Source organism: Chlorobiota bacterium (genome assembly GCA_016710285.1).
Taxonomy (GTDB): Bacteria; Bacteroidota; Ignavibacteria; order OLB7; family OLB7; genus OLB7.
Genome location: JADJXR010000001.1, coordinates 1,817,583 through 1,843,135 on the forward strand (window position 1 = coordinate 1,817,583; position 25,553 = coordinate 1,843,135).

Here is a 25,553-nt window from a genome sequence, read left to right on the forward strand (position 1 = left end):
GACCATGACCATGCGTTCATTCAGCTTTGCCGCACGTACCGCGGCAGTCGTTTTCCTCTTGGCGTTGCTGGCCGTGCCGGCAATTGCGCAGGGTAGTGCTTTAGATCGCGCCCGTGCCGCCGCAAGCGAAGGAGATTTCACCAATGCCGCACGCTTGTATGAAGAGGCCGTAAAAGAAGCTCCAAAAGATGAGACTGTGCTTGCCGAAGCCGGCGATGTAAACATGGAGCTTGAGCGGTACGCCACCGCACGCGACTACTACCAACGGGCATTAGACCACGACAGCAAAAACGCTGCGTTCAATCGGAAGTACGCGCTGGCCCTTTCCGCCCTGGGAAGCAATACCGAGGCCGTTGAAGCGGCGCGCAAAGCAATGAAAAGCGATGATGGCTCGTTGGAAAGCAGCATGACCCTGGGGCAAGTGCTGATTAACGCCGGCAAGGACTCGCTGAACACTGCCGAGCTTACCATCCTGACCGCCAGCAAAAAATTCCCCAACGCCCCCGAACCGCAAACGGCACTGGGCGATCTCTACTTCGCCCGCGGTGTGTACGAGCTTGCGCAGACCTACTACGAAAAAGCCTTATCGCTTGATGCCAAGCTGATTGATGCTCGCGTTCGGCTGGGCCGCTCCTACCGGGAAATGGCCATTCGCTGCCCTGACCTTGAATGCGCCAAGCCATACTACTCCAAGGCCTTAACGGAATACAACGACGTAACGGTGCGCGCTTCGAAGAACGCCCGTGCGTGGTTGGAACAAGGGGAAATCTTGATGTTGGCGCAGGAGTATGAGAAAGCGGGGCAATCCTTCACCAAGTATGTGGAGCTTCGTCCGGAAGACCCACGAGGCGACATCTTGCTGTCGCGTGCTGCTTACGAAGGGCATTTCTACTTGCAGGCAATCGAGCCGTTGGAGCGTGTGCTTTCGCGGAACGACTCCATCTCGAAGGAGTTTGCCGATCGCGCCCGCTTAATGCTGGGTCTGGCGTATATGGCCGACAAGAAGTATGACAAAGCCCGGGATAGCTATGCAAAAGTGCCGGAAGCGATGATGAAGCGTGACGACCGCCAATACTACGCCTCGGCAATGCTAACCTCCGGTGGCGACACCGTGAAGGCATTGGGCATCTACCGTAAACTGCTGGAAGAAAACCCGAACGATTGCGAGCTGGGCATAAAGCTGGGAAACATGTACTACAAGATGAAGAAGTATGCTGATGTGGTTGATGTTTTCACGCAGCGAATTCAGAACTGCCCGAACGAGCCGAAGTACACATCATATCTGTTCATTGGCTTGTCGCAATTCTCCTTGCAGCAGTATGCGCAATCGGCGGCATCACTTCACCAGGCCATTAAAGCCGACAGCACCGAGGCCGACGGATACTTCTGGCTGATGAACGTCTATGCGAAGGCCGACTCTATCAACAAGGCGGCGGAAATTGGCCGGGTGTTCACCGCCCGCAACTTCGATGAAACCGTGAAGGAGAACGCCAGCAAGCTCTCCACCGCGTACTTCTTCATGGGCTTCGACAAGTTCAACGAAGGGAAAAACAAGAAGAATAACAAGGCCTTCAGCGAAGCGATCACCTACTTTGAACGCGCTGCAAAATTGAACCCGGAAAATGGCCAGAACTATCTGTTCATGGCCTATTGCCACCAGTATCTGAACGAAAAAGAAGGTGCTTGCAAGAACTACCGCCAGGCACTGAAATACGACCCGAACAACGCAAACATCAAGAAGAATCTGTCCGATTTAGGATGTTGATCGCAGGCATTGTGAAGCGAAGCAGGAAGCCTTTGCTGTAACAGAACCCTTGTGGCCGGAGTCTCTATCAAGGCTCCGGCCACGCTGTTTGTATGATGGTCGAAAAGAAAACCATCTATTGCCAGCGGAGAAAGTTCTAAACATATTTGCGGCAGTTGTGTCAGGCGAACAACAGAACAACATCACTTAGTTAGACCGAAGGAAACCATCCATGAAACGCATGAAACTATCCGCAATGATGGCCACTGCCTTTGCTGCATTGGCACTGGTAACGGCATCGGCAACTGCCCAACAACAGCCCGGAAAGATTGAGATTGTTGGCGGGGCAACATACGATTGGGGCAATGTGGCACCGGGAGATTTGAAGGCCACGATTGAGGTGAAAAATGTTGGCGAAGGGGTGCTGAACGTGAAAGAAGTCCGCCCAGGGTGTGGCTGCACGGCAGCCCCGATTGACAAGAATATCCTGAATCCTGGCGAAGTCGGTAAAATCAGCGTTACGCTGCGTGCTTCCACCAGCACTGGGCCATTGCAGAAATCTATCACCGTCACCTCCGACGATCCCCAAACTCCGGTGACGATTATCTACCTGAAGGCCAACGTCAAACGCCCCTTCCGTGTTGATCCCGATTGGATCTCGGTCCTGAATGGAAAAGTTGGTGTGGAAAGCGCGGTGACGGTGAACATCCAAAACACCGGCGAAGAGGAGCTGATGATCTTCCCACCGGAAGCCAACGTTACCGCCACTGTCCGGTTTGATCTGACAACGCCAAAGAACCTGAAACCAGGGGAATCAACCCCACTGACCGTCTTTGTCACGCCAACAAAAACCGGTCCGATTGCTGGGCAAGTGAAGATCAAAACCAGCAGCAAGGAGATGCCGGAGAAAGCCGTTGACGTTGTTGGGTCCGATGTCACCGCTGCCGGAAACGCTCCCACCCATAATTGAAAATTCATAGCTGATACTTGCTGCTATGCCTCGGCAAGGTGTGCGTGGGCTTAGCAGCAAAGGAACGTTCGGTACGGTCACAACCATCTTTAGCGATAAGGCGGGTTGTGACCGTGCCATCACTACAAATCCCTAATCGTTAGAGTAATGGAATACTGGCTGTTGTTGCGTGCGGTTGCTTGCGTGGCGGTTGCTGCGGTGGCGGCATCTTCGCTTGGGTTCGCCCAGGGGAATGCTTCTTCGCAAGGAAAGATTGAGGTTGTTGGCGGGACCACCTACGATTGGGGCGATGTGAAGCCCGGGGTGCTGAACGGCGAGGTGGTGGTGAAGAACACAGGCAAAGGGAACTTGCACATCCTTGAGCTGCGCGCCTCCTGCTCCTGCACGGGGACGTTACTGGCCGACAGCGTTATTAAGCCCGGAGCCACGGCAACCATCAGCTTGGCACTGACCACAGGAAACAGTGCCGGAAGAATCCACAAGCCATTGACGATCCTTTCAACCGACCCCACCAACCCCGCAGTAAAACTGGACCTTACTGCCAACATCCGCCAGGCTTACACCATCATGCCGTTTGAGTTCTTCAACGTGATGAACGCGCGGATTGGGAAGGAGACGATGGCATCCATCAACATCATCAGCCTAAGCGATTCGACATTTACGCTGTTTGCCCCCGAGCTGGTGGAAGGGAACGCAGATGTTCGGTTCGAGCAAACATCCCCCATCCAGATCAAGCCACGCGGAATCGTCCCGGTGCGGATGTTCGTCACCCCGCGTAAGCCGGGAAAAATCCAGGGGAAGGTGCTCATCAAAACCAACAACCCCGAAGCGTTGGAGAAGGTCATTGAAATCACCGGAACAAACGTCCCTGCGCCCGAAAAATCTGCGGACTCTCGGTAATCAATTTTGCCAGATGCCGTAGCGTCCGTTCCGCTCTCTTTACGAGAAGGGGAAGGCCAATCAGACAGTAGGGATGAATTTTTATCGAAGAAAAGTGCACCGAAGGCGCGTTCCTTGTTAAACAATCGTTGCCTATTTGGCAGAAGCGTCCTAAATTCCCCGCCCTATTCCGTGCCCTTGCGCCCGCAGGTCACAATATTTGTTGAATCCTCTCCCTCTCTCTCATATCACAAGGTGTCAATGAACAACAACAACAACCAACACAAGCCGGCGGTGTATGGGATGCGCCTGCGCTCCCTCCTTCCCTCCCTGCTTGCCCTGGTTGCGCTAAGCCTTCTAAGCAGCGCACTGCTGCATGCGCAACCACCGGGCGGCGATCAAGACATCAAAAAATTCCAAATCCGCAACCTTGGACCCGTTGTCAACACAACGGACCTAGAGTATGCGCCAACAATTACTGCCGATGGTCGCACCCTCTTTTTTGTGAGCGACCGAGCCGGCGGGGTTGGTGGTCACGACTTTTGGTTTACGACCAAAGCAAATCGCCTAGACACCGTCTTTACTCCACCCGTGAACCTTGGCCCCCCAGTGAACACCGGTGAGAACGAAGGCGTGGCCTCGATCGCTGCCGACGGCCAAACGATCTTCTTCACCGGCTGTAATCGTGATGACGGGCTTGGCGATTGCGACATCTACGAAGCCGAGCTTGACGGAAACGAATGGACCAACGTCCGTAACGTGGAGGAGATCAACTCCCCCGCATGGGACTCGCAGCCCTCGATCGCTTCCGATGGCAAAACCCTCTACTTCTGCTCCACTCGCGAAGGCGCGCTTGGCGGCGAAGGTGATGCCGACATCTACGTCAGCACCAAGCAGTCGGACGGCAAATGGTCCAAACCAAAAAACCTTGGACCGCCAATTAACACACCGCAGCGCGAGGATAGCCCGTTTATCTTTCCGGGTGGTAAGCTCCTCTATTTCTCCTCGGCCGGCCACGGTGGGCAAGGGGGATTGGACTTCTTCACCGCGAAGCTGAACGCCGGGGTCTTCTCCGAGCCAGAAAATTTGGGCGAGCCGTTCAACACCGAGCGCGACGAGCGTTTTATCACGCTTCCTGCCGCTGGCGACATCGTCTATTTCGCTTCCGAGCGGGACGATTTGGGGAACGAGGGGAAGTTGGACATCTTCATGGGATTGCTTCCCCCACGCACCGTCACCATCCTTATCAAGGGGCGGGTGTTCGACCAATGCACCGGGGATAACCTTCCGGCGGACCTCACCTTTGTCAATCGCCAGAATGGTGAGACCATCCAGGCCGTGAAAACCAACATGGCCACCGGAACCTACTCCTTTGTGGTGAACGCCGAAGGAGCCATGACGATTGATGTTGCCGGCAACAGCCCCGGCTACAAAGCCATTAAGGAAACAATCGAGGTTCCGAAGACCACCAAGTACATGGAGATCACCAAAGATTTCCCGTTGGGTGAGATGCCAGTGCTGGGCGCGACCTACGACACCTCCGATTACGTCCGGGCATTGAAGCAGAACCAGCCGAACGCACCGGCAAAATACCGTGAGTTCCACGGGTTGCTGATTGAAGAAAACTTGGTGAAGGAACTCTATCCGCTGCTGACCTACGTCTTCTTCGACAGCGGCAGCGCGAAAATCCCCGACCGCTACATCCTGTTCACCAGCCCTGACCAAACCAACAACTTCAACGACTCCACCATCCCGGGTGGTACGTTGCAGAAATACTACCACATGTTGAACATCGTGGGGTATCGGATGCGGAAGCACCCGGATACCAAGATCGAGATCCAAGGCTGCAACTCGAACAGCGAGTCCGGCAACGACGCAAGCCAAACGGCTATTGGTGAAGTGATTGATGTTTCCGGCAAGCGCGGCCAAGTGGTCTATGATTACTTGATCAACATCTGGCAGATTGACCCAAGCCGCATCACTTTGATGAAGCCGCGGAATATGCCGCGCTTGCGTTCGAACCCGAAAGACCCACTGGGCATTGTGGAGAATCGCCGCACCGAAATCAACGTGGTGGACCCCGCAGGCGCGGGCTGGGAAGTGGCCAAGCCGATCATTCAGGTTGACTTCCGCCGCTACCCGCAGCCCGACACCATGCACTTCCAGATGAAGAACGGCATTAACGATGCCCTGGTGGCGCGCCGCGCTATCGAGATCAAACGGAATGGCCAGATTTGGCACACGATGACGAACGTTGGAACCACCGATGCCGTCTCGCCAGAATACAACTGGGGCAAGGGTGGAGACGAGGAGCAGATTCCGAACACCGAGGAACCGTACACGGCGCAGCTTGTGGTCTATAACAAGGATGGCAAGGAGTGCCGCTCGCCGGAAATCCAGATTCCTGTGATGATTGTCACGAACGAACGAAAGCGCGTTGAAGGGCTGGTGGACAGCACCAAAGACCGTTACTCGCTGGTGTTGTTCGAGTTCGACAGCCCGAAGGCAGGGCCATTGAACGAGCGGATTCTGAAGGAATTTATCTACGGCGACATCCGTTCGGGAGCGAAGATCAACGTGACCGGCTACACCGACGTTGTCGGCGCCGACGACCGCAACCTGAAGCTCTCAAAAGACCGCGCCAAAACCGTCACCGACGGCATTGGCCGCAACGTCAACAAGGCATTGATAAACTCCCTGTATGGCGATGGCGTTGGGGAAACCTCCCCGCTGTATAACAACAACTTGCCAGAAGGGCGATTCTACAACCGAACCGTGCAGGTGCTGATCAGCACCCCATCGGGTGGTGGTGGAAGCTAAACGGAACCAGGCAATAGGCCGCACCAATGCCCGCTTCGTGCAAACGAAGCGGGCATTTTCGTTTTGCAAAACAATGCTGGATTGCATTCTGGAAAAAAGGATGGATCAATCAAAAACAGCAATCCAATCAAAAAAACGGTGATTATGCTCCGATGCTCCATTGCTCGGTCAATGCTTCTGAGCACGTTTCCGAGACACCCACGCCTACCTTTAGGCCAAGTTTTTTACACCACACGCAACGAACGCGCCACCACCACCGTAGCGCGACCCAACACCACACGAAAGGGGAAGGTTTTTTGAGGGGAGAGATAGAGAGGAAATCATCAACACCTGAGCGGGAATGGGAGAGAGAGAGAGACCCGCCGGGATGTTGGCGAAACAACCATCACGGAAGCCGCAACGGACGAGAGAGAGCAAGCAGCTTCCAATCAAACGAAGGGATTGCAATGGGAATAGAGAGAGAGGCATACCCCTTCCAACTGTTCAAACACCTACATCATAGATTCGTACTCGCCAAAATTTTATGGGCGGGAGTATTCGGCAGAGAGGGGTAGGGCGTACACAACCAATGGAATTCGGGCAAGTTATCCCCCAGTCCCCCGGCTGTTCGCCTTTACACAACCAGTGATGCTAACACCACAAGCATCACGACAAGCACATCAGAGAGAGAGAGAAGCTGAGAGGAAGCCCCGGGCTTGCAGCAGCCACCACACTGCAAGCCAACACGGCGAACAGGCAAAAACACCGCCACAACAACGCGCAACGCGCACAACATAGGGGTGCTGGAAAAAGCAGTAATCGCGCTGCTGATTCCAGCACCTCTATTCGTATTCATTGCCCTGGCTCAAGCGGAGAAGAAGGCATATCAAAAGGCTGTATCTTTCGCCAAGTGCTATGAAAACGTATCTCTACATCGCGATTGGGGCTGTGGCCGGGGGGATTGCTCGCTACCAGTTGGGAATTTGGATTGGAGAGTGGCGCGGGACTTCAGCAGGGTTCCCGTGGGCAACATTATTGATTAACATCAGCGGGGCATTTGTGCTTGGTTTCCTGTTCCGCTGGCTCCGTTTTGGAACGGGTAACCACCACTTGCAAGCACTGCTTGGAACCGGCTTCTGTGGGGCGTTCACCACCTTCAGCACTTTTAGCCTGGAAACCGTGAACCTGATGATGGAGTCGCAAACGCCAACGGCCTTGCTCTATGTTGCCGCCAGTGTGGTGCTGGCTCCGGTTGGCTGCTTTGTTGGCTATGTGGCTGCGGGGATAATTGAATGAGTAGATGCCGGGTATCAGAGGCCGGGGCCAAAATTCCGGCTCATTACCTATCTCGGGTACTTCGTAACGATTCAAAAATTGCCCGATAGCTTGCGTAGCGTCCGGGGTCAATGCTCCCCGATTCAACGGCCAATTGCACAGCGCATCCAGGTTCATGGGTATGGGTGCAGGGGTGGAAGCGGCAATCGCGAAGGTGGTCCAGAAACTCCACGAAGTAGCCATCAAGCTCCTCGGGCCGAAGGTCCCAGATGCCGAACTCACGAATTCCCGGAGTATCAATCAGCCGCCCTGCGGTTGGGAGTTGATGGAGCACGGAGTCAACGGTGGTATGAACCCCGCGCCGGTCGCTATCCCGAACTTCTGCAGTGCGCCGCTGCTCGGTCCCCACCAGCACGTTCATCAACGTTGACTTCCCCACCCCCGATTGCCCGGCAAGCACGGCCGTTTTCCCAACAAGCTGCCGTTGCAATTCATCCATTCCCTCCCCACTTTGCGCACTCAGCATCAGCACCGGGTAGCCAAGCGGAGGATACACCGATAACTCCTCTTCAAGAATTTCGCGAATCTCCTGGTTGGCCGTATCAATCTTATTGACGATGATGATCGGTTGGATATCCCCCAGCAACGCGGCCACAATGAACCGGTCAATGATTGTGCGCCGGAAATCGGGGCGGTCGGCAGCGGTGGTGCAGAGCAGCAGGTCCACATTGGCGGCGATGATATGCTCAACCCCTTTATCGGCGGATTTTGTCCGGCCCAAATGGCTTACCCGCTCAAGCACGTGGGTAATAACCCCTTCTTCGGTGTTGACCCGTTGCAGCTTCACCCTGTCGCCAATGGCCACCAGTGTGGTGTTGGGGTTGTCGGTGGTTATTCCGCGCTTAATTTGGCAGCGAAGGATTGCGCCCTCCTCCCCTTCAAGTTGGATATCGTAGCGTCCGCTGCGTGCAGCAATCACCTGGCCCGACTCCTCCCCTTCTTCGGAACGGCTGGCAAGCGTGATCCCTTTTGGGCGCATTCCTTCGTGACCCATGCGGACCATCTCATCATCGGCATCAATGCCCCGTGGGCGTTTGCGTTCCCCTTTCACCCAATCGCGATAGGGGCGGTTTGTGCGGCGTGGAGGCATAAAAAGCGATGAGTATGAGGTTGCTTATGGAAAGGCATACCGAGCAATGGAGGATAGAACGGCGGCACAATATAGGTGACAATGCTCTTCCGGCTGAGCAGGCCGGGTGTAGCTGCGCCCTGTGGCCGTGGCTGTTACTGAAGCCTTCGCTACCGGATCACCATAGCACCAAGCTGCTGCTGGTTCTTGTTCCTATCAACCATCAATTAGTGACCACTGTAGAATGAAACACCGCATGATCGTGACGTTTGCGCTGCTGGCAACCATGGCCGCCGCAACCTCGCAGCCGCTTCCAATGGAGATGCGTCGCACCGCCGATGGCCGAATGCTTCTGACCGGGGACCAACCCAACGGAGGCCTGTACGACCAGTCGCTGATTCGTACCGTCCGCCTAACCTTTGCGCAACCAAACTATTGGCAATTGCTGCAACAGAACTACCAAGCCGAAATAGAAATCCCTGCAACAATGGAGGTGGATGGCATCACCTACGACAGCGTCGGCATCCGATTCCGTGGGCAAACATCGTACAGGCAAATTCAGCAATCGCAGAAAAAATCGTTCAACGTTTCCATTGATTTTGTTCACGACAAGCAGCGGCTGATGGGCTACAAAACGCTGAACTTGCTGAACTGCTTCGATGACCCTTCCTTCATGCGCGAGGTCTTCTTCCAGCATCAGATTAAGCGGCATATCCCCGCAGCAAAGTCCGCCTATATCCACCTGTATATCAATGGCGAAGATTGGGGGCTGTATCCCAACGTCCAGCAGCTGAACAAAGATTTCTACGAGGAATGGTTCCTAAGCAACGACGGCACAAACTGGAGGGCCGATGTGCCCGACACCCTCTCCGGCGTGCCAGGCATGGGGGGCGGCGGGAAGTGGGGCGACGGAACCGCAGGGTTGAATTATCTGGGTGCCGATACCGCTCTCTACCAGAAATACTACACCCTGAAAAGTACCGACCGTGATACGCCGTGGGATGACTTGGTGCGGACCTGCCAGGTGCTTAACCAAACGCCAGTTGCTTCCCTTCCCGACGCGCTTCCGGCGGTGATGGATGTGGACCGCGCACTCTGGTTCATGGCCAGCGAACTCCTATTCTCCGACGACGACGGCTACGTCAACAAAGGGAAGATGGATTACTACCTCTACTGGGAAGCAGAAACCGGACGGATCACCCCGATTGAGTACGACGCAAACAGCGTGATGAAGCGGGCCAACCAAAACTGGAGCCCCTTCTACCACGAAACTAATGTGAATTACCCGCTCCTGAATCGGGTGCTTGCCGTGCCGCAGTACCGGCAACGCTATCTGGCCCACATGCGGACCCTGATTGCCGAGCTGATGGATACCGCCACCGCCTTCGCAGCCCTGGACAGGTATCACACGATGATTGACTCAATCGTCCAGAAAGACTCCAAAAAACTTTATCCCTACCAGCGATTTGCAACGGAACGGGACTCGCTGAAGAACTTCATTCGGCAACGGAGAAACTATTTGCTCAGCAATGCGGAGGTTGCCCAAACGGCCCCGGCGATTGCTGGCGTTGAGTACGTGGCGGGCAAGGAAGCGTGGGTTGCGCCCGCTGCCGATCAAGCGGCGGTGGTGAAGGCTTCGGCAACGCACCAGCAGGGGGTGAAAGGGATGAATCTGTACTTCGCCACCGGCATTGTTGGGAACTTCACGAAAGTGGAAATGGCCGATGATGGGCAGCATGGCGACGGCGCGGCAAACGACGGAACCTACGCTGCCGAAATCCCCGGGCAAGCGGCCGGAACATGGGTGCGTTTCTACGTGGAAGCGGTGGCGAACAACAGCGCAAGCAGCGTTAGCTACGCCCCGCCCGGTGCCGAGCATGATGTTTACACCTACACCGTGGCCGCCGAAACAGCCGCGGGCGCAACCGTGGTGATTAACGAGTTTATGGCCTCGAACTCCGCAACCGTTGTTGACAACGCCGAAGAGTATGAAGATTGGATTGAGCTGTACAACACCGCCTCGGAGCCGGTGAATCTGGCGGGATACCACATCACCGACGACCCAACCAAAATGGATAAATGGACCTTCCCGGAAGGGGCGGTGATTCCCGCCAACGGCTACTTCATCCTTTGGGCCGATGAAGATGATGAGCAAGGGGCCAACCACTGCAACTTCAAACTGTCGGCATCGGCCGAGCAGCTGCTGCTAAGCGATGCCAGCATGGCAATTATTGACTCCGTTAGCTGGGGCCAGCAAACTGCCGACATGAGCTTTGCCCGCAAGCCAAATGGCACAGGGAATTTTGCCATTCAAGCCCCAACGTTCAACAGCACCAACGATGCGCCAACCACGGGCGTAAGCCAAGAAAATCAAACCACCGGGCTGCGTGCCTTCCCGAACCCAGCCAACGAGTGGTTGAGAATTATTCTGAATAATCGTGGAAATAGTGTTGGGACGGAGCGGGTTGTAATCACCAACACAATCGGGGTGCAGATGTTCAATGGAGTAATAACTGCCGGAATAGACCTTGATATTTCAAGCTGGGCAGCAGGTGTCTATTTTGTGCAATCTGGAACGCAAAACATGAAGATTGTGGTGGAGTAAAAATAGGGATGGTTATTTGGTGAAAATAAAGGGCATTGGAAATAACAGTCCAATGCCCTTTTCCGTGCTGTAGTATTTTCTGCTGCAAATTATGGCGGGTGCTCACCAACCCCAACCAGCAGACTCTTGGCTGTGGCAATACTCGCAACAATACCGTGCGCGCCCAGCAATAAGCTCTTTTTGCCGCGAAGACAAGCGGGGATTAGGCATACGCAGCAGGGGATATTTTTATAGTATAGGACATAACTTTTGAGAAAAGAAATAGGGTTTATTATAAGAGAAGATAAGAGATATTGGGGGGGATATGTGGAGAGGTATACCACGTACATTCAACAACTACTATCGGGGAATAACCATGGCACTGAATAAACAGATTGAGGAACCGGAACTGTTGTCGGAATTTCTTAAGGAATATAGGGTTGGACCGGAATCATTCAAGGTGTTAGTCCTACGGCTTGTGCATGAATTGCAGGATGTGAGCCGTGTTTCGAGCATCACCGGTGTTCCAGCACCGACGCTGTATGAGTGGATCGCGGAATGGAATAAAAAAAAACGGCATCACTTCGGTCGCGTCAAGGGGAAGGGGGCGGAGCACGGGGACGATTGACGGCAGAACAGTTCGAGGAGTTGTGCCGGAAACTGCGTTCGGAGCAGCGATTGTGGACAACCAGAGAGCTTCAGGAGTATTTGCAGGAGCGATGGGGCGTGAGGTACAGTCTGCGTCAAGTCCGTCGGATTGCTCGGCGTTGTGGACTTGGGTATCGGAAGCCGTATGTGTTGGACGAACGCCGTCCGGAGGATGCAGAATTGCAATTGAAGCGAGTGCTGCGGAAGGTGGTGAATGGTCTTGCCAATAAAGGGATTGCGGCATCGGATGTGGCGATCGGATATGCCGATGAATCGTCGCCTCAGACGCGGTGTAATCGTGTACGGTATTGGAGTTATGGGGATTGCCGAGTGCGGGATTATCATCAGAAGTGGCGGTGCAACACGTTTGGGTTTTACGCGATTCGTGGGAAGAGCGTGGTGCGGGGCTTAGTGTCATCGCGGAGCAAGGATATGGTGGAGCAATTGACAGAGATTCGGGAAGCGAATGTGGGATACAAGCGAGTGATTGTGGTGTGGGATAATGTATCGTCGCACAAGACGGAAGAGGTACGGGAGCATGCGAAGATGATAGGGATAGAGTTAGTGAATTTGCCGGTGTACTCACCGGATTTAAATCCTATCGAATATGTTTGGAAAGGGGTACGTCGTCGGATAGCGGAGAGTGGGATTATACGGAGTCGGGAGGAGATGGTATTGCGAATCAAGTCGGCATTTGAGGAGTGTGTAAAGTTTCGGAGTTATGCAAAATCATGGATAGAGAAATTTTACGAACCGATTTTCAAGGTATCATTGAGGATGTAATTTCTTTCACGAAATAATCCATCCAACTTTTATGGAATGTTATGTCCCGCACTATAATTGCTCAACAAGGGTTGGCAATGGCACATTCTGGAGTTCCGCTAACTTCACGATATGGCGTACCCGCTCAACATTAGCGTTCTCAATCCTATCGGAACATTGTAGCAGCTCAGCTTGTTCTTCGTCGGTTAGCGTTTCATCACGCCGTTTCTTTTGTAGCTCATGGTAGCGGTTCCAGAAATCGAGAGTAAATCCTTTATTGATTTCGCGCAATAATTCAGATTCATGTGCTGAAAGTTGAGGTTCATTTATTTTGTGTTGGATTTCCTGAAGAAGAACAAATATTTCTTCATTGATCGCTTTGGCCTCGGTGATCGTTTTATGCGTTGTAGGGTCAGAAGAAGTGGATGCTTTGTGCGGCAATAAATCTTTTAGTGCAAGCAATAACCTGTGCAATTCCTTTGCCCATTGATTCGGGTTTTCTGCTGTTCTTTTTCGTGTATTCATGGCGTTCTATTGCCTTCAGTGTATGGTTGCTTTACCGGCGTTGACGCTTCATCACCCTGCTTTCTTGTTGCCTGCCCATTATTCCTCACTCACCACCCATTTCTCCGCAATCTCTTCCGAAATGTCGGCGATGAACCGCGAGGGCTTCGACAGCACCATCCCGCTTTCGCGGTCGAAAATATTGACCGGGTAGGTGATCAGTAAGCGGTCCTTTGCGCGGGTGGTGGCCACGTACATCAGCCGGCGCTCCTCCTCCATTTGGTCCAGGCTTCCGGCGGCCCATGTGCTGGGGAAACGTCCGTCCAATGCCCAAATCACAAACACCGTGTTCCACTCCAACCCCTTTGCCGAGTGGATGGTGGAAAGAATAAGCTGCTCATCTTCGTTCCCATCCTCAATCCCTGTCACCGATTCGGTTGGTGGCTCCAATGCCATGTCGGACAGGAAAGAGTTGAGCGAGCGATACCGCCCGGCTATCTCGCCGAACATCTCCAAATCTTTCTCGCGCTTGATGTAATCGTCGTACTTCCCCCGCATGATCGGTTTGTAGTAGCGGATCAACAAGTCCACTTTTTCCGGAACCGACATTTTTTCTGGAAGCAGTTGCAGAAGCATATCGAACAACTCACCCACGGCTGCGTTCCCAATCTTCCGCGCGGCGGCGGCCCCTTCGCGGGTGATCTCCAATCGCCCGTCGGCAATCTCATCAACCACTCGCTGCGCGGTTCGCGGGCCAACCCCTTCCAGCAGCAGCAGGATGCGGTTCCAGCTGACAACATCACGCGGGTTATGAACCACCCGAAGATGGGCAATCAAATCCTTCACGTGCGCCGTCTCGATGAACTTGAATCCCCCCATCTTCACGTACGGGATGTTTGCCTTCGCCAACTCAATCTCCAAATCGAATGAAAGGAAGCTGGAGCGGAACAGCACCGCAATCTCGTTCAGCTCCACCCCTTGCTCCCGCAGCTCCAAAATCTGCTGCACGATGAACTCCGATTGCAGATGTTCATCGGCGGTGGAGACCAGCATTGGCAACGCACCGCCGGGGCGGCGGGTGTACAGGTTCTTCTCATACTTCTCCACGGCGTGGCGCAGCACCTCGTTGGTGAAATTGAGGATTGGCTGGACCGATCGGTAGTTCTCTTCAAGGGTGATGACGGTGGTTCCCGGGAAGCCGCGGGGGAAGTCCATGATGTTGCGGAAGTTCGCCCCCCGGAAGCTGTAGATGGATTGCGAATCGTCGCCCACCACCATCACGTTGCGGTGGCGTTCGGCAAGCAGCCGCACAATTTCGTGCTGAAGTTTGTTGGTGTCCTGGTACTCATCCACCATGATGTAGCGGTGGACCTCGCCCAGCCGCTCGCGAAGGTCGGGGTGCTTCTGCAGCAGCAACGCCATATTCACCAGAAGGTCGTCGTAGTCCATCAGGTTGTGCATCCGCTTGTACTCCTGGTAGCTGCGTGCCAGCTTCTCAATCTCCTCAACGTCGCGGCGGTACTGCGGGTAATCTTCTTCGATGATCTCGCGGATTGGGGTCATCCGGTTGATGGATCCGGAGATCATGCTGGCCAGCGTCTGCTTGCGGGGGAACCGGCGGCCTTTGGTGTCGAACCCCATGCGGGCGCGAAGCAGGTTCAACACATCCTCGCAATCCCCCTGGTCCAGAATGGTGAAGGTGCTTTGGTAGTTCAGCAGTTGGGCGTACTTGCGAAGCGTCAGATTGGCGAAGGAGTGGAAGGTCCCGCCGTTCACCTGCTCGGCCCGCGCGCCAACCAACGCGCCGGCGCGGCGAAGCATCTCCTGGGCAGATTTGCGGGTGAAGGTCAGCAGCAAGATCTGCTCCGGCTTGATTCCCATTTCAATCAGCCGCGCCACCCGATAGACCAGCGTGCGCGTTTTTCCGGTTCCCGCGCCGGCAATCACCAGCACCGGGCCTTCGGTTTGCTCCACCACAGCCAGTTGCGTGGCGTTCAACTCGTCGGCGTAGCGGATGCGGAAGTTTGCGGTTGCGGCATCGGCATCGGCTTTCCGGCGGAGCACAAAAGTCTTCCGCGCCGGAGCTGTTTCCGTTGGCTCCGGTTTGGTTAGATCGGTGTTGGGTGGGGTATCGGAAGGTTGTCTCTTGGCCATGGCAAATCGGGAATAGCGCGTGCTGCTTGCTGCTTTGCCGGAACCACGCCGCACAGCCACCGCAGCAGAACAGGCCGAAGATACACAGGCCCGCCCAACCATTCCCACTCTTCGCTTCGCGCCCACCCCATTCTTTTTGACCCTGCCTCCGTTCGATTCGGTATCGAACCGTTAGAACCGTTGGCGGTCCTTGTGGCCTCCTGTAATTTTGCGCCCTGTACTTCCTACGCCTGCCGCCGTGTGTGCTGCATCAGCCAGCGCGAACCCGTGGTCAGGATATCACACTTGTAACCGCACTGCAAGGAGAGCCTTCACGATGCTTCAGCTGGAACTAACCGAAACGCAGGAAATGATCCGCGACACCGCTCGCGAGTTTGCACAGAACGAGGTGGCGCCCAGCGCTATCGAACGGGACATCAAAGGGGAGTTCCCTGCCGACATCGTCACGAAGTTGGGGGAGCTTGGCTTCCTGGGGATGATGGTCTCGCCGGAATGGGGTGGCGCGGGGCTTGACGCGCTAAGCTACGTGGTGGCAATGGAGGAAATCTCCAAAGTTGATGCCTCCGTTGGTGTTATCATGTCGGTGAACAACTCGCTGGTTTGCTGGGCGTTGGAAACGTTCGGGACCGAGGACCAGAAGGAACGATTCTTGCGCCCGCTGGCAAGCGGCCAGAAGTTAGGAGCCTACTGCCTTTCCGAGCCGGAAGCCGGAAGCGATGCCCGCAACCAGAACACCGCCGCAACCCAAAACGAGGATGGCTCGTGGACGCTGAACGGCACAAAAAACTGGATCACGAACGGAACCAGTGCCGATGTCTATTTGGTGTATGCCCAAACCAACCGCGAGCTTGGCCACAAAGGGATCAGCGCGTTCATTGTGGAGAAAGGCGCGCCGGGCTTCACCCATGGATTGAAGGAAGACAAACTGGGCATCCGCAGCAGCGACACGTGCTCGCTGCAATTCCAAGATGTGCAGGTCCCGGCCCAGAACGTGTTGGGCGAAGTTGGACGCGGGTTCAATATCGCCATGGAGACGCTGAACGGCGGGCGGATCGGGATCGCCTCGCAGGCGTTGGGGATTGCGCAAGGGGCGTTCGAGGCGGCGGTGGCCTACTCCAAAGAACGGAAGGTGCTGGGCAAACCCCTTGCCGATCTGCAAGCAATCCAGTTCAAGTTGGCCGACATGGCAACCAAGATTGCTGCCGCGCGCGCGCTGGTCTATCAAGCCGCCAGCAAGAAGGACAAGCATGAGCGGTTCGTGAAGGAAGCCTCGATGGCCAAACTCTTCGCCTCGAAAACCGCTGTTGAGGTTGCCCTGGAAGCCGTGCAGGTTCATGGCGGATATGGCTACGTGCGGGAGTACAAAGTGGAGCGGTATCTGCGCGATGCCAAGATCACCGAGATTTACGAAGGGACTTCCGAAATTCAGCATATCGTGATTGCCCGCGAGCTTCAGAAGGAGTTCGGCGGGTGATGCGCCCGGCGTCCAATTGACGTATTTGGCAAGGCCTTAACTCCCCTTTCTGAGTTAAGGCCTTGCTGTTTTATTCACCCCTTCCCCCGTTGCTTCCGTGCTGGGGAAGTTGCCGTGGCGGCGTTTGTTTTGGAAACTCTGCTGTGGTTACGTGACCTTCCTAAATTATATTGCCGCCGCTGTCTCCATAACAATCACACCAACGATGAACCGATTCACAACAGTAACAACCGCACTGCTTCTGGCCCTGCTTCTTTCAGCTTGCGAAAAACCGCAGAAGGAGGCAGCACCCGCCGCGAACGCAGCCCCGGCCAACACTTCCCCATCCAACCCCGCCGACACGATGATTCTTGCCGAGGAGCGGCAGTGGCTGGCGAACATCCGCCAGCTAACGTTCGGCGGCGAGAACGCCGAAGGCTACTTCAGCTTCGACGAAAAGAAGTTCAGTTTCCAGCGGACCAATCCCGACCAGGGAATCCCCTGCGACCAAATCTTCATGTACGATTTGGCGACCGGGAACCAGCGGCTTATCTCCACCGGCAAGGGGCGGACCACCTGCAGCTACTTCCTTCCGGGCGATTCGCTGATCCTATATGCCAGCACTCACCGCGCCGACACCGCTTGCCCGGCCCCCCCCGATTTCTCGAAAGGCTACACGTGGGCACTCTATTCTGGCTATGATATTTTTGTGGCCGATACCGCCGGGAAGATTGTGCGGCAGCTGACCGACGCGCCGGGCTATGATGCCGAAGCCACCGTAGCGGCCACCGGCGATAAGATCATTTTCACCAGCACCCGCACCGGCGATATCGAGCTTTTCTCGATGAACCTTGATGGCAGCAATCTGCGCCAGCTAACGAATCTTCCTGGCTACGATGGCGGGGCGTTCTACTCCTGGGATGGCAAGAAAATCGTCTTCCGCGCCAGCCGGCCCGAAGGGGAGAAGCTGGAGGAATACAAGCAGCTGCTGAAAGAAGGATTGGTCCGGCCATCGAAGATGGAGTTGGTGGTGATGAACGCCGACGGCAGCGGGCTGCGCCAGATTACCAACAACGGCGCGGCGAACTTCGCACCCTTCTGGCATCCCGACGGGGAGCATATCATCTTCTCGAGCAACATGGCCGACCCCAAAGGAAGGAACTTCGACCTGTACCTGATCCGCCAGGACGGAAGCGACCTGAAGCGGGTGACAACCAACGGAACCTTCGACGGCTTCCCCATGTTCACCCGCGACGGCAAGCGGTTGATTTTTGCCAGCAACCGCAACGCCGCCAAGCAAGGGGAAACCAACCTGTTCATCGCCGATTTTCGGGGATGGTAAGTTGCGGCAAGCGATGGGCGGGTTGCGCGGCGGAAAGCAAGGATGGATGTTGATGAAATCATGCCCCATCATTTTTTGCGCAAAACTCCGTCGGCCATCAAGAAGAAGTAGCCTCCATCTTCTCCCCGACTCTCGTATCTTCGACGCACGGTTTGCGCCTGAAAAAAAACATCTAAACTTCAGTAATTGCTTATGCGACACCATCCGTCCCTTTGCCTATTGCTGCTGGCCGTGGCCACGTCGTGGCTGCACGCCCAGGACGCGGACACGGGTCCAATTGACGAATACGGGGACCGCCTTTCCACCAAGATGCTGAGCGTTGGGTTTGGCATTGCTGGCGGCGTAACCATGAGCCTTGATCCGCCAACGAACTGGAAAGTGAAACCAGTGTTGGCGTGGAACGCGGGGCTTCACGCCAGCTATCCGCTTACCCCAATTGTGAAAGCTGGATTGAATGTGGGATTGGAAAATCGCGGGACCAAATATCACTGGTACAACGATTCCCGATTATGGGAAATCCGCCATGTGAATTACCTGACAATCACCCCGGGATTCATGTTCGACGCGCTCTATTTGGGGATGAACATCGGCTTGCCGATGGGGGGATCGCGGGTGTGGCAACCCAGCCCCGAGGACCGCGAGCGAACCCTGGAACTGGAGACCGATGCCGACAGCCTGCTGGTGATGCTTGAGCCTCGGCTGGGCGCAGTGGTTCCGCTGATGGATGAAGAAGTGGGGTGGCTGGGCCTAACGGTGATGGTTGGCTACAACCTGAGCAACCTTTCCGATCACAAGGACTTCCTTCCGGTGGAATACCGGGGGCAGAAACGCTCCACCGAAACGCCATCGTTTATGCTTGGCGTGACGTGGCAGTTCGGGATTCCAGGAACGGAGAAAACCCCAATCGCTACCGCAGCCACCGGAGGAGGAGAGTAATGAAAACGACCACAGCTTTTTGGAAACGATTTCTTCCGTATGCTGGTGCTGGCGTTGCAGTGCTGCTGCTTGCCGGATTCCTTTCATCATGCAGCGTCACCACCAGCCCCGATGATTCCACGCTTGCCCCGGCCCTGGGGACCAGCTTAATCTTTGAGGAATACACGCTGGACCTGAAAGATCAAAGCCGCGACACCACGAAGAACAGTTTCGAGCGGGTTCATACCGTTCTTGCTACCGGGCTAACGTTTGCTGGTGAAACCAACGTGTTGGTGGCCTTGCGCCAAAATGCCGACACGCTGCGGCTGAAGCATAAAGCCAACGGGGATCTGTTGGTGTATCAGCCAGAGATCAGCGTGGGGGTGTTTGATATTCCCGGGCGGTGGGTGCGGTTGGCGTACGGCATCAAAATCCCCGACACCGTTACGGTGGTTGACTCAGCACGTATCCTTGGCGGCAGTACGGACTCCATCCGCATCACTATCGAGCAAACGTTCCAAGGTCCCAGCACAGTTGTGGTGGCCGGGAAACCGATCAGCACGTTGCAGCTTCGTGTGGTTCGCCGGCAGCAGCGTGCTGGCGTTGGGCTGTCCGTTCGGGACGTAGAGGATGCCACGTACTGGTATGCTCCATCGCTGGGGTATATCATCCAGGAGAAGACGGTTTTTACCCAGCAGATAGGAAACAAGGAGCCTGTCTCGACAGGCATGGGGCAAACGTTGATTCGAATAGAGAATTAACCGCAGCTGGCAAACAGACAACGGAATCCTTTCGCGCCACGCTTCCGAATGGTGCAGGCGTTTTTACTCACTCACGTATAACCTTCCAAACTGGTATGCTACTTCATCATCGCGCATTGATGCTGCTGGGCGGCATCGCTCTGTTCCTTTTTAGCATTGCTCCGCTAACGGGGCAAACCAACTACAGCCAACGCAAAGCAACGCGCAACTATTCGGTTGGCGTTGGCGTTGCCGGTGGCGCGTCCATGATTCTTAGCCCCCCTGATGGGTGGAAAGTTGGGCCGGTGTTTGCCGCCCGTTTTGGCGTTGATGCCTCGCTTCCGGTTTCCCAATCGGTGACGCCAATGCTCAGCTTGGGGCTGGATAATCGCGGCACCGAACTTCATATTGAAAACAACTCCGATGCCTACACCATCACCAAAACCCGGTACTTCTACCTGACCCCGGGTATCTCCTTTAGCGCGTTCTACATGGGGTTGAATATCGGATTGCCAATGGGGGGAGCAACTGAGGTAGCGGGCGGGACCAGCGTGGATTTTAGCGATGCCACCAAGGACAAAATGCTGACCGTGCTGGAGCCACGCATTGGCGCGATTATCCCCGTGGTTGATGAAGAGATCGGCTGGCTGGGGATTGTTTTTAGCGGCGGCTACAACCTGAACCCAATCTTTGACGGCCAGCAAGACCTGCCAGACAACGGCGGCAACTTCCAAAGCGTCTCGGCTCACTTGGGGGTTACGTGGCAGTTTGCCATTCCGAACACCGGATTGAAATAATCGCTGCGGGGGCATGCGTGGCGTGCCCCCGCGATTTTTACCAACAGCACTTACCAAAAGAACAGAATCCATGAAACACCGATATCAACTTCTTCTTCCCCTGCTGGTTCTTGCTGCCGCGATTGCCGGCACCGCACGGCTTCACGCGCAAACCGATTACTCCTACCGCGGTGCCCTTAGCCGGTTGGGAGTTGGCCTGGGGGCCAGCATGGGTTTTGCGGTCCCGATTGGCGATTTGAACGACACCTTGCTGCAAGGAGCACCAGGCCGCAAAATTGATGAAGCCGCGCCGGGCATTGCCTTCCGTTTTGGGCTGAACGTCTCCTACCCCTTCACCCGCACACTCCGCGGAACCTTTGCCACGGGGCTTGACATCCGCAACGTTGGCAAAAAATTGCGCGAGAAGGATGGCACCGGAACCGAGCTTGACGCACGCAGCTACAACGTCCAATATTTCTACCTTGAGCCTGGGGTCAGCGTCAGCGCGTTCCGGTTGGCGTTGAACATTGGCTTGCCGATGAGCGGCTCGCAACCGGTGGTTCCAACATCGGACGACCCAGCGGCCACGATGGATATCGTCAGCGATAATTTGGAGATGATGCTGGAGCCACGCATTGGCGCAACGCTGGTGCTGATTGATAAAGAAGATGGCTGGCTGGGCCTGACGATTGATGCGGGGGTTCCGCTGAACAAAATCTTCAAGGAAACAACGCCAAGCGTCCCCGGCGCGTATGTTGCCGGCGACGTTCCCGCAACCCGGATACTGAATGGCCATTTGGGATTGACCTATCAATTCGGCATCCCAGGTACCGGAGGCTTCTAACAGGACAAGGTGGGGATTGCATCATGCACGCACAACAGAAAACAAAACCAACAGCAGAACACTATCATAGGAATCATTCCATGCGCTTTCCGTTTGCACGCATTCTGGCCCCGCTGCTTCTATCGCTCATAACCTCCGTTGCCGCTGTTGCCCAGGACACCACGGACCTGTTCAACTTCGACGACATTCCGATTGACGACGAAGCCTCCCCGCCATACGTGGGGATTGGAGCAGGGTACTTGGGGATGATGCAGTTTATGAACTTCGACGAACTGAACGCCCTAAGCAGCACGCTCCGGACCGGAACCTTCGATGGCCAATTGCTGCTGCATGGTGGCGGCGGAATGGGGGCCGTTGTGGTCATTCCCAACGTGCGGCTTGGGGCGTTTGGGCTTGGTGGTTCGGTGGAACAAACCAACCCCCAGCCAATCACAATCAATGGCGAGAACTACAACCGCACGCTCCGGTTTGATGTTGGGCTAACCGCCGCCCAGATTGACTACGCCATCCCCCTCACAAAGCGCCTGACCCTGTTCCCGGGAGTGATGGTTGGAGGGGGCGGCTACACGCTTGAGCTAACGCAAAACCGCGCCGCCGATAACCTTCCATTCACCGAAGTCTTTAGCGATACCAACTTCAGCGGATCCACCGCGCCGGGGTCGCTGAACCGCTCGTCTCGCATCTCCACCGGCGGGGTCTATTATCAGCCAATGGTGAACGTTGAGTATGCCCCCATCTACCTGATGATGCTGCGGCTTGGCGTGGGCTACAGCGGCTTTGCAATGGGGGATTGGACGAATGAATCCGGGGTGGCCGTTAGCAACGTCCCCGAAATAAAAGCCGATGGGCTAACCGCCCAGCTGGGGGTTTTTATCGGGCTGTTCCAGCAGTAAATCTTATTCCAGATCACCATGCAAAACGGGGCCATGCTGTATGCCAGCATGGCCCCGTTGTTTTGGTGCTTGTGCCTTGTGTCACATCCGTTCCGGCACTTCCATCCCCAGCAGCGATAACGTCTGGGTAAGCTCCTGCAGCGAGAGCTGCACAAGCCCCAGCCACGATGCCCGCAACGCCGCGTCCGTTTCGCGCAGGATGTGGCAGCGGTCGTAGAATCGGCTGAAGGCTTGGGCAAGGTTGTAGGCGTATTCGCACAAGTAGTTCGGTGCGTAGCGTTCGGCGGCGTACTCAACCTCATCGGGGAAGCGCGTTAGCAGCAGTGCAAGCTCGCGCTCGGCCTGGCCCGGGGGAAGGATTTCGCCGGGGAGGAACGATTGCTCGGCAGCCTTCCGCAAAATGGATTTCATCCGGACCGCAGCGTACAGCAGGTACGCCCCGGTCTTCCCCTCGAACCGCACAAACTTCTCCGGATCGAACACATAATCGCTGGTGCGGTGGTTGCTTAGGTCCGCATATTTCAGCGACCCCACCCCAACCGAACGGATAACGCTTGCCCGCTCCTCGGCGGGGTATTCCGCGCCAATCCCGGCTTCCTCCATCTTCGCCGTCGCCTCGGCTTGTGCAAGCTCCACCAGGTCGTGCAGCTTCATCGTTCCGCCGGTGCGGGTTTTGAATGGCCGGCCATCGGTTCCGTTCATCGTGCCGAATGCAAGGTGCTCCAACTTCGCATTGCCAGCAACTCCGGTGCGGCGTGCGGCGCGGAACACTTGCTCGAAATGGAGGGCCTGGCGCGCATCCACCACGTACAGGATTCGGTCCGCATGAAGTTCTTCCACGCGTTGCTCGATGGTGGCAAGGTCGGTGGTTCCGTACATCGCCCCGCCGTCCGATTTCACCAAGATCAGCGGCGGGATTTCGCGCCCTTCCTCCCCGTCGGTTGGTGGAATATGGATCACTTCGGCCCCATCGCTTAGCTCAACAAATCCGGCAGCGCGCAATCGTTGGACCATTCCGGGGATTCGGGGCTGCGCGTCGCTTTCCCCCAACCACAAATCAAACTCCACCCCCAGGCTTCCATAATCGCGCCGAAGCACCGCAATGGAGACCGCCACAAAATGCCGCCACAGTGCCAGATACCCGGGCCGCCCGGCTTGCAGTTCGGCAGTGGCCTGGCGCGATGCCTCCATCGCTTCAATGTCCGATTTTGCGCGTGCCGATGCTGCGGGATAGAGTTGCTCAAGGTCCTCGATCGTCACCGGCGATTCTTCCGGATATGGTCCGGTGAACTCTGGGTCGAAGTAGGGAAGGTCCGGCTGGTGGCGGCGAAGCTCGGTCAGCAGCATCCCCATCTGCAACCCCCAATCCCCCAAATGGACATCGCCGATAACGTGGTGGCCCTTGAACCGAACAATCCGCTTGATGCTTTCGCCGATAATGGCGGACCGCAAGTGGCCAATGTGCATGGACTTGGCAACGTTCGCGCCGCCGTAATCCACCACAATCGTTTCTGGAGTGGCCACGGTTCCGCAGCCGAAGCGTGGGTCGTTAGCCACCCCGCGTAGGTGTTCGGCAAGGAACTGGTCGGTCAGGGTGATGTTGATAAACCCGGGGCCGGCCAGCGATAGGTCGGCAAAAATTTCACGCGGGGCAACCGCCGCCACCACCGACTCGGCCACCATGCGCGGGTTCTGCCGTGCAGCTTTTGCTGCGGCCAACGCGCCGTTGCATTGGAATTGGCCAAGATCGCTCCGTGCCGAGATCACTACTTCCCCGTAGCCCCGCTCCATCCCAGCCTGCTGGAAGGCATTGCCAAAAATCTCCGAAAGGTATGCCAGCAACGATTGCACTTCTGCGCTCTCCCTAAATAGTTGTGAGAATAATTGCGAACGTTCCGATGAACGGGGCGAAGATACATCAAGCAAGGGGTGGCGATTGGTGATTGGTTGTTGAAATTGGCCCAAGCCCTTGCCCTGAATATCCCCTTTCCATTTCTTGAGCGGTGCGTTATCTTGCCGCCGCATTTTTCCGCAGATGCTTCACGCACACTTCTTTGGCCATAAAAACGGACACACACACACACATGAGACCTTTTCTGCTTCGCATTGCACTATCTGCTGGCGTACTCTTCCTTCTTGCCGGGGCCAACCGCGCCACGGCGCAAGCCTATCCGTTCAAGGAAGGTATCCCCGCAGCAACACAAAAAGCCCAGGATACCCTGGCCAAAGATGCGATTCTGGTTGGCGGCGGGACCGTGGGGAATCTGAACTTCTCCGGAATTGACCTCACCTTCGATCTTAAAACCGGAAACGCCACGGCGTGGGTTTATCTCTTCTACTCACCATCGCTCCAAAAAAGTTTGCCGATTGCGGTGATTAAGCTGCTGTTCTATCAAGCAATTGGCATTGGGGAGATACCGCTTCCGATCCCTGACGGGCTGACCGACACGCTGAACATGGACGGCCCATACATCAACAGCAAGGAGATGGTGAAACGGCTGGAGACCGACACGGCATACCAGCGATTCCGCCAGGAGCTTCCCGGCGCAAAGCCGAATTTCCTGAGCGTGGCCGAGCTTGGCGATTTCTCCGAGCTTCCCGGCGACTTCCCGCTGAACCAACCGATCTGGAGCATCTTCTTCACCGGCGAGCAAGATTCCACGATGACCTGCTTTGTGGGGGCCAAGAGCGGCAATGCGTTCTGCCGCAGAATCAGCGGCCCAACCACTGCCGTGCCTGGTTCCAACATTGCGGGAAGCGACCTGGGGCTGGCGGTGCTGCCGAACCCCGCCAACGCCTCGCTAACCGTTGGCGTTCGGCTCCCCGAGGGCAAGTCGCTTCCGGCGGATGCGCGGATGGGGTTGTTCAATCTTCGCGGCGAGCAGGTGCTGGACCTGACCGCCACGCTATCGCAAAGCAACGGCGTGCCGGTGAGCTTCCCCACAACCGCGCTCCCTTCCGGCAATTACTACATTCGCCTGCATGGGCAAGGGGTTCAGCCAATGACGGTCCCGGTGGCGGTGGAACACTAATCCCCGGTTGGGTGGGGCCGATGAATCGTTCCCCCACCCTCCCCTTTCCGTAACGATGCCGACGCTGCCGGAGTCATAGCTCTTCCGGCAGCGTCGGTTTTTTTCTGGCA

Annotated in this window: 20 protein-coding genes; 16 read left to right on the forward strand and 4 right to left on the reverse strand. The window is 55.9% G+C overall.

Annotated elements, in window-relative coordinates; genetic code table 11:
• Positions 1-4: 4 nt before the first annotated feature.
• The 5 genes from IPM61_06470 to crcB all read left to right on the forward strand — a co-directional run bounded on the left by IPM61_06470 (position 5) and on the right by crcB (position 7,688).
• On the forward strand, positions 5-1,765 hold the full coding sequence (locus IPM61_06470; GenBank protein MBK8910956.1) for a tetratricopeptide repeat protein: 1,761 nt from the start codon (positions 5-7) through the stop codon (positions 1,763-1,765).
• 211 nt (positions 1,766-1,976) lie between these two features.
• Positions 1,977-2,714: a DUF1573 domain-containing protein gene (locus IPM61_06475; GenBank protein MBK8910957.1), complete on the forward strand. Its 738-nt coding sequence runs from the start codon at positions 1,977-1,979 to the stop codon at positions 2,712-2,714.
• 147 nt (positions 2,715-2,861) lie between these two features.
• Positions 2,862-3,614 (forward strand): DUF1573 domain-containing protein, encoded by a 753-nt coding sequence (locus IPM61_06480; protein MBK8910958.1) that lies wholly within the window; start codon positions 2,862-2,864, stop codon positions 3,612-3,614.
• A gap of 240 nt (positions 3,615-3,854) precedes the next feature.
• On the forward strand, positions 3,855-6,413 hold the full coding sequence (locus IPM61_06485) for a PD40 domain-containing protein (protein ID MBK8910959.1): 2,559 nt from the start codon (positions 3,855-3,857) through the stop codon (positions 6,411-6,413).
• A gap of 894 nt (positions 6,414-7,307) precedes the next feature.
• Positions 7,308-7,688 carry a fluoride efflux transporter CrcB gene (gene crcB / locus IPM61_06490; protein ID MBK8910960.1) on the forward strand — a complete coding sequence of 127 codons (381 nt, stop codon included), beginning with the start codon at positions 7,308-7,310 and terminating at the stop codon, positions 7,686-7,688.
• Positions 7,689-7,731: 43 nt separating this feature from the next.
• Here crcB and rsgA read toward each other — a convergent pair whose 3' ends face one another.
• Positions 7,732-8,817, reverse strand: coding sequence for a ribosome small subunit-dependent GTPase A (gene rsgA, locus IPM61_06495; protein ID MBK8910961.1), 1,086 nt, complete (start codon positions 8,815-8,817; stop codon positions 7,732-7,734).
• 223 nt (positions 8,818-9,040) lie between these two features.
• On the opposite strand from rsgA, the gene IPM61_06500 reads away from it, so the two are divergent.
• The 3 genes from IPM61_06500 to IPM61_06510 all read left to right on the forward strand — a co-directional run bounded on the left by IPM61_06500 (position 9,041) and on the right by IPM61_06510 (position 12,811).
• Complete coding sequence (locus IPM61_06500) at positions 9,041-11,401, forward strand: CotH kinase family protein (GenBank protein ID MBK8910962.1); 2,361 nt, start codon at positions 9,041-9,043, stop codon at positions 11,399-11,401.
• Positions 11,402-11,756: 355 nt separating this feature from the next.
• Positions 11,757-12,008, forward strand: a complete 252-nt coding sequence (locus tag IPM61_06505) for a hypothetical protein (GenBank protein ID MBK8910963.1) — start codon at positions 11,757-11,759, stop codon at positions 12,006-12,008.
• A complete protein-coding gene (locus IPM61_06510; GenBank protein MBK8910964.1) occupies positions 12,005-12,811 on the forward strand; it encodes an IS630 family transposase in 807 nt (268 codons plus the stop codon). Before IPM61_06505 ends, IPM61_06510 begins: the two co-directional genes overlap by 4 nt.
• Positions 12,812-12,862: 51 nt before the next feature.
• On the opposite strand, the gene IPM61_06515 is transcribed toward IPM61_06510, so the two are convergent.
• Positions 12,863-13,315: a hypothetical protein gene (locus IPM61_06515; protein MBK8910965.1), complete on the reverse strand. Its 453-nt coding sequence runs from the start codon at positions 13,313-13,315 to the stop codon at positions 12,863-12,865.
• Positions 13,316-13,393: 78 nt separating this feature from the next.
• Positions 13,394-15,448 carry an ATP-dependent helicase gene (locus IPM61_06520; GenBank protein ID MBK8910966.1) on the reverse strand — a complete coding sequence of 685 codons (2,055 nt, stop codon included), beginning with the start codon at positions 15,446-15,448 and terminating at the stop codon, positions 13,394-13,396.
• 316 nt (positions 15,449-15,764) lie between these two features.
• Here IPM61_06520 and IPM61_06525 point away from each other — a divergent pair, with 316 nt between their 5' ends.
• The 7 genes from IPM61_06525 to IPM61_06555 all read left to right on the forward strand — a co-directional run bounded on the left by IPM61_06525 (position 15,765) and on the right by IPM61_06555 (position 22,411).
• The gene (locus IPM61_06525; protein ID MBK8910967.1) at positions 15,765-16,922 is read left to right on the forward strand and encodes an acyl-CoA dehydrogenase; all 1,158 of its coding nucleotides are present in this window, start codon (positions 15,765-15,767) and stop codon (positions 16,920-16,922) included.
• Positions 16,923-17,127: 205 nt separating this feature from the next.
• Positions 17,128-18,243 carry a PD40 domain-containing protein gene (locus IPM61_06530; protein ID MBK8910968.1) on the forward strand — a complete coding sequence of 372 codons (1,116 nt, stop codon included), beginning with the start codon at positions 17,128-17,130 and terminating at the stop codon, positions 18,241-18,243.
• A 192-nt stretch (positions 18,244-18,435) separates the two neighbouring features.
• Positions 18,436-19,179 (forward strand): hypothetical protein, encoded by a 744-nt coding sequence (locus tag IPM61_06535; protein MBK8910969.1) that lies wholly within the window; start codon positions 18,436-18,438, stop codon positions 19,177-19,179.
• Entirely contained in the window at positions 19,179-19,919 is a 741-nt protein-coding gene (locus tag IPM61_06540; protein ID MBK8910970.1) for a hypothetical protein, read from the forward strand. The genes IPM61_06535 and IPM61_06540 overlap by 1 nt, the downstream gene beginning before the upstream one ends.
• Positions 19,920-20,014: 95 nt before the next feature.
• The gene (locus IPM61_06545; protein ID MBK8910971.1) at positions 20,015-20,695 is read left to right on the forward strand and encodes a hypothetical protein; all 681 of its coding nucleotides are present in this window, start codon (positions 20,015-20,017) and stop codon (positions 20,693-20,695) included.
• A gap of 70 nt (positions 20,696-20,765) precedes the next feature.
• Positions 20,766-21,518, forward strand: coding sequence for a hypothetical protein (locus IPM61_06550; GenBank protein MBK8910972.1), 753 nt, complete (start codon positions 20,766-20,768; stop codon positions 21,516-21,518).
• Between the two features lie 80 nt (positions 21,519-21,598).
• Entirely contained in the window at positions 21,599-22,411 is an 813-nt protein-coding gene (locus IPM61_06555) for a hypothetical protein (GenBank protein ID MBK8910973.1), read from the forward strand.
• An 81-nt stretch (positions 22,412-22,492) separates the two neighbouring features.
• Here the strand turns inward: IPM61_06555 and argS are convergent, their stop codons facing one another.
• A complete protein-coding gene (gene argS / locus IPM61_06560; protein ID MBK8910974.1) occupies positions 22,493-24,262 on the reverse strand; it encodes an arginine--tRNA ligase in 1,770 nt (589 codons plus the stop codon).
• A gap of 233 nt (positions 24,263-24,495) precedes the next feature.
• On the opposite strand from argS, the gene IPM61_06565 reads away from it, so the two are divergent.
• Positions 24,496-25,443 (forward strand): hypothetical protein, encoded by a 948-nt coding sequence (locus IPM61_06565; GenBank protein MBK8910975.1) that lies wholly within the window; start codon positions 24,496-24,498, stop codon positions 25,441-25,443.
• Positions 25,444-25,553 lie beyond the last annotated feature (110 nt).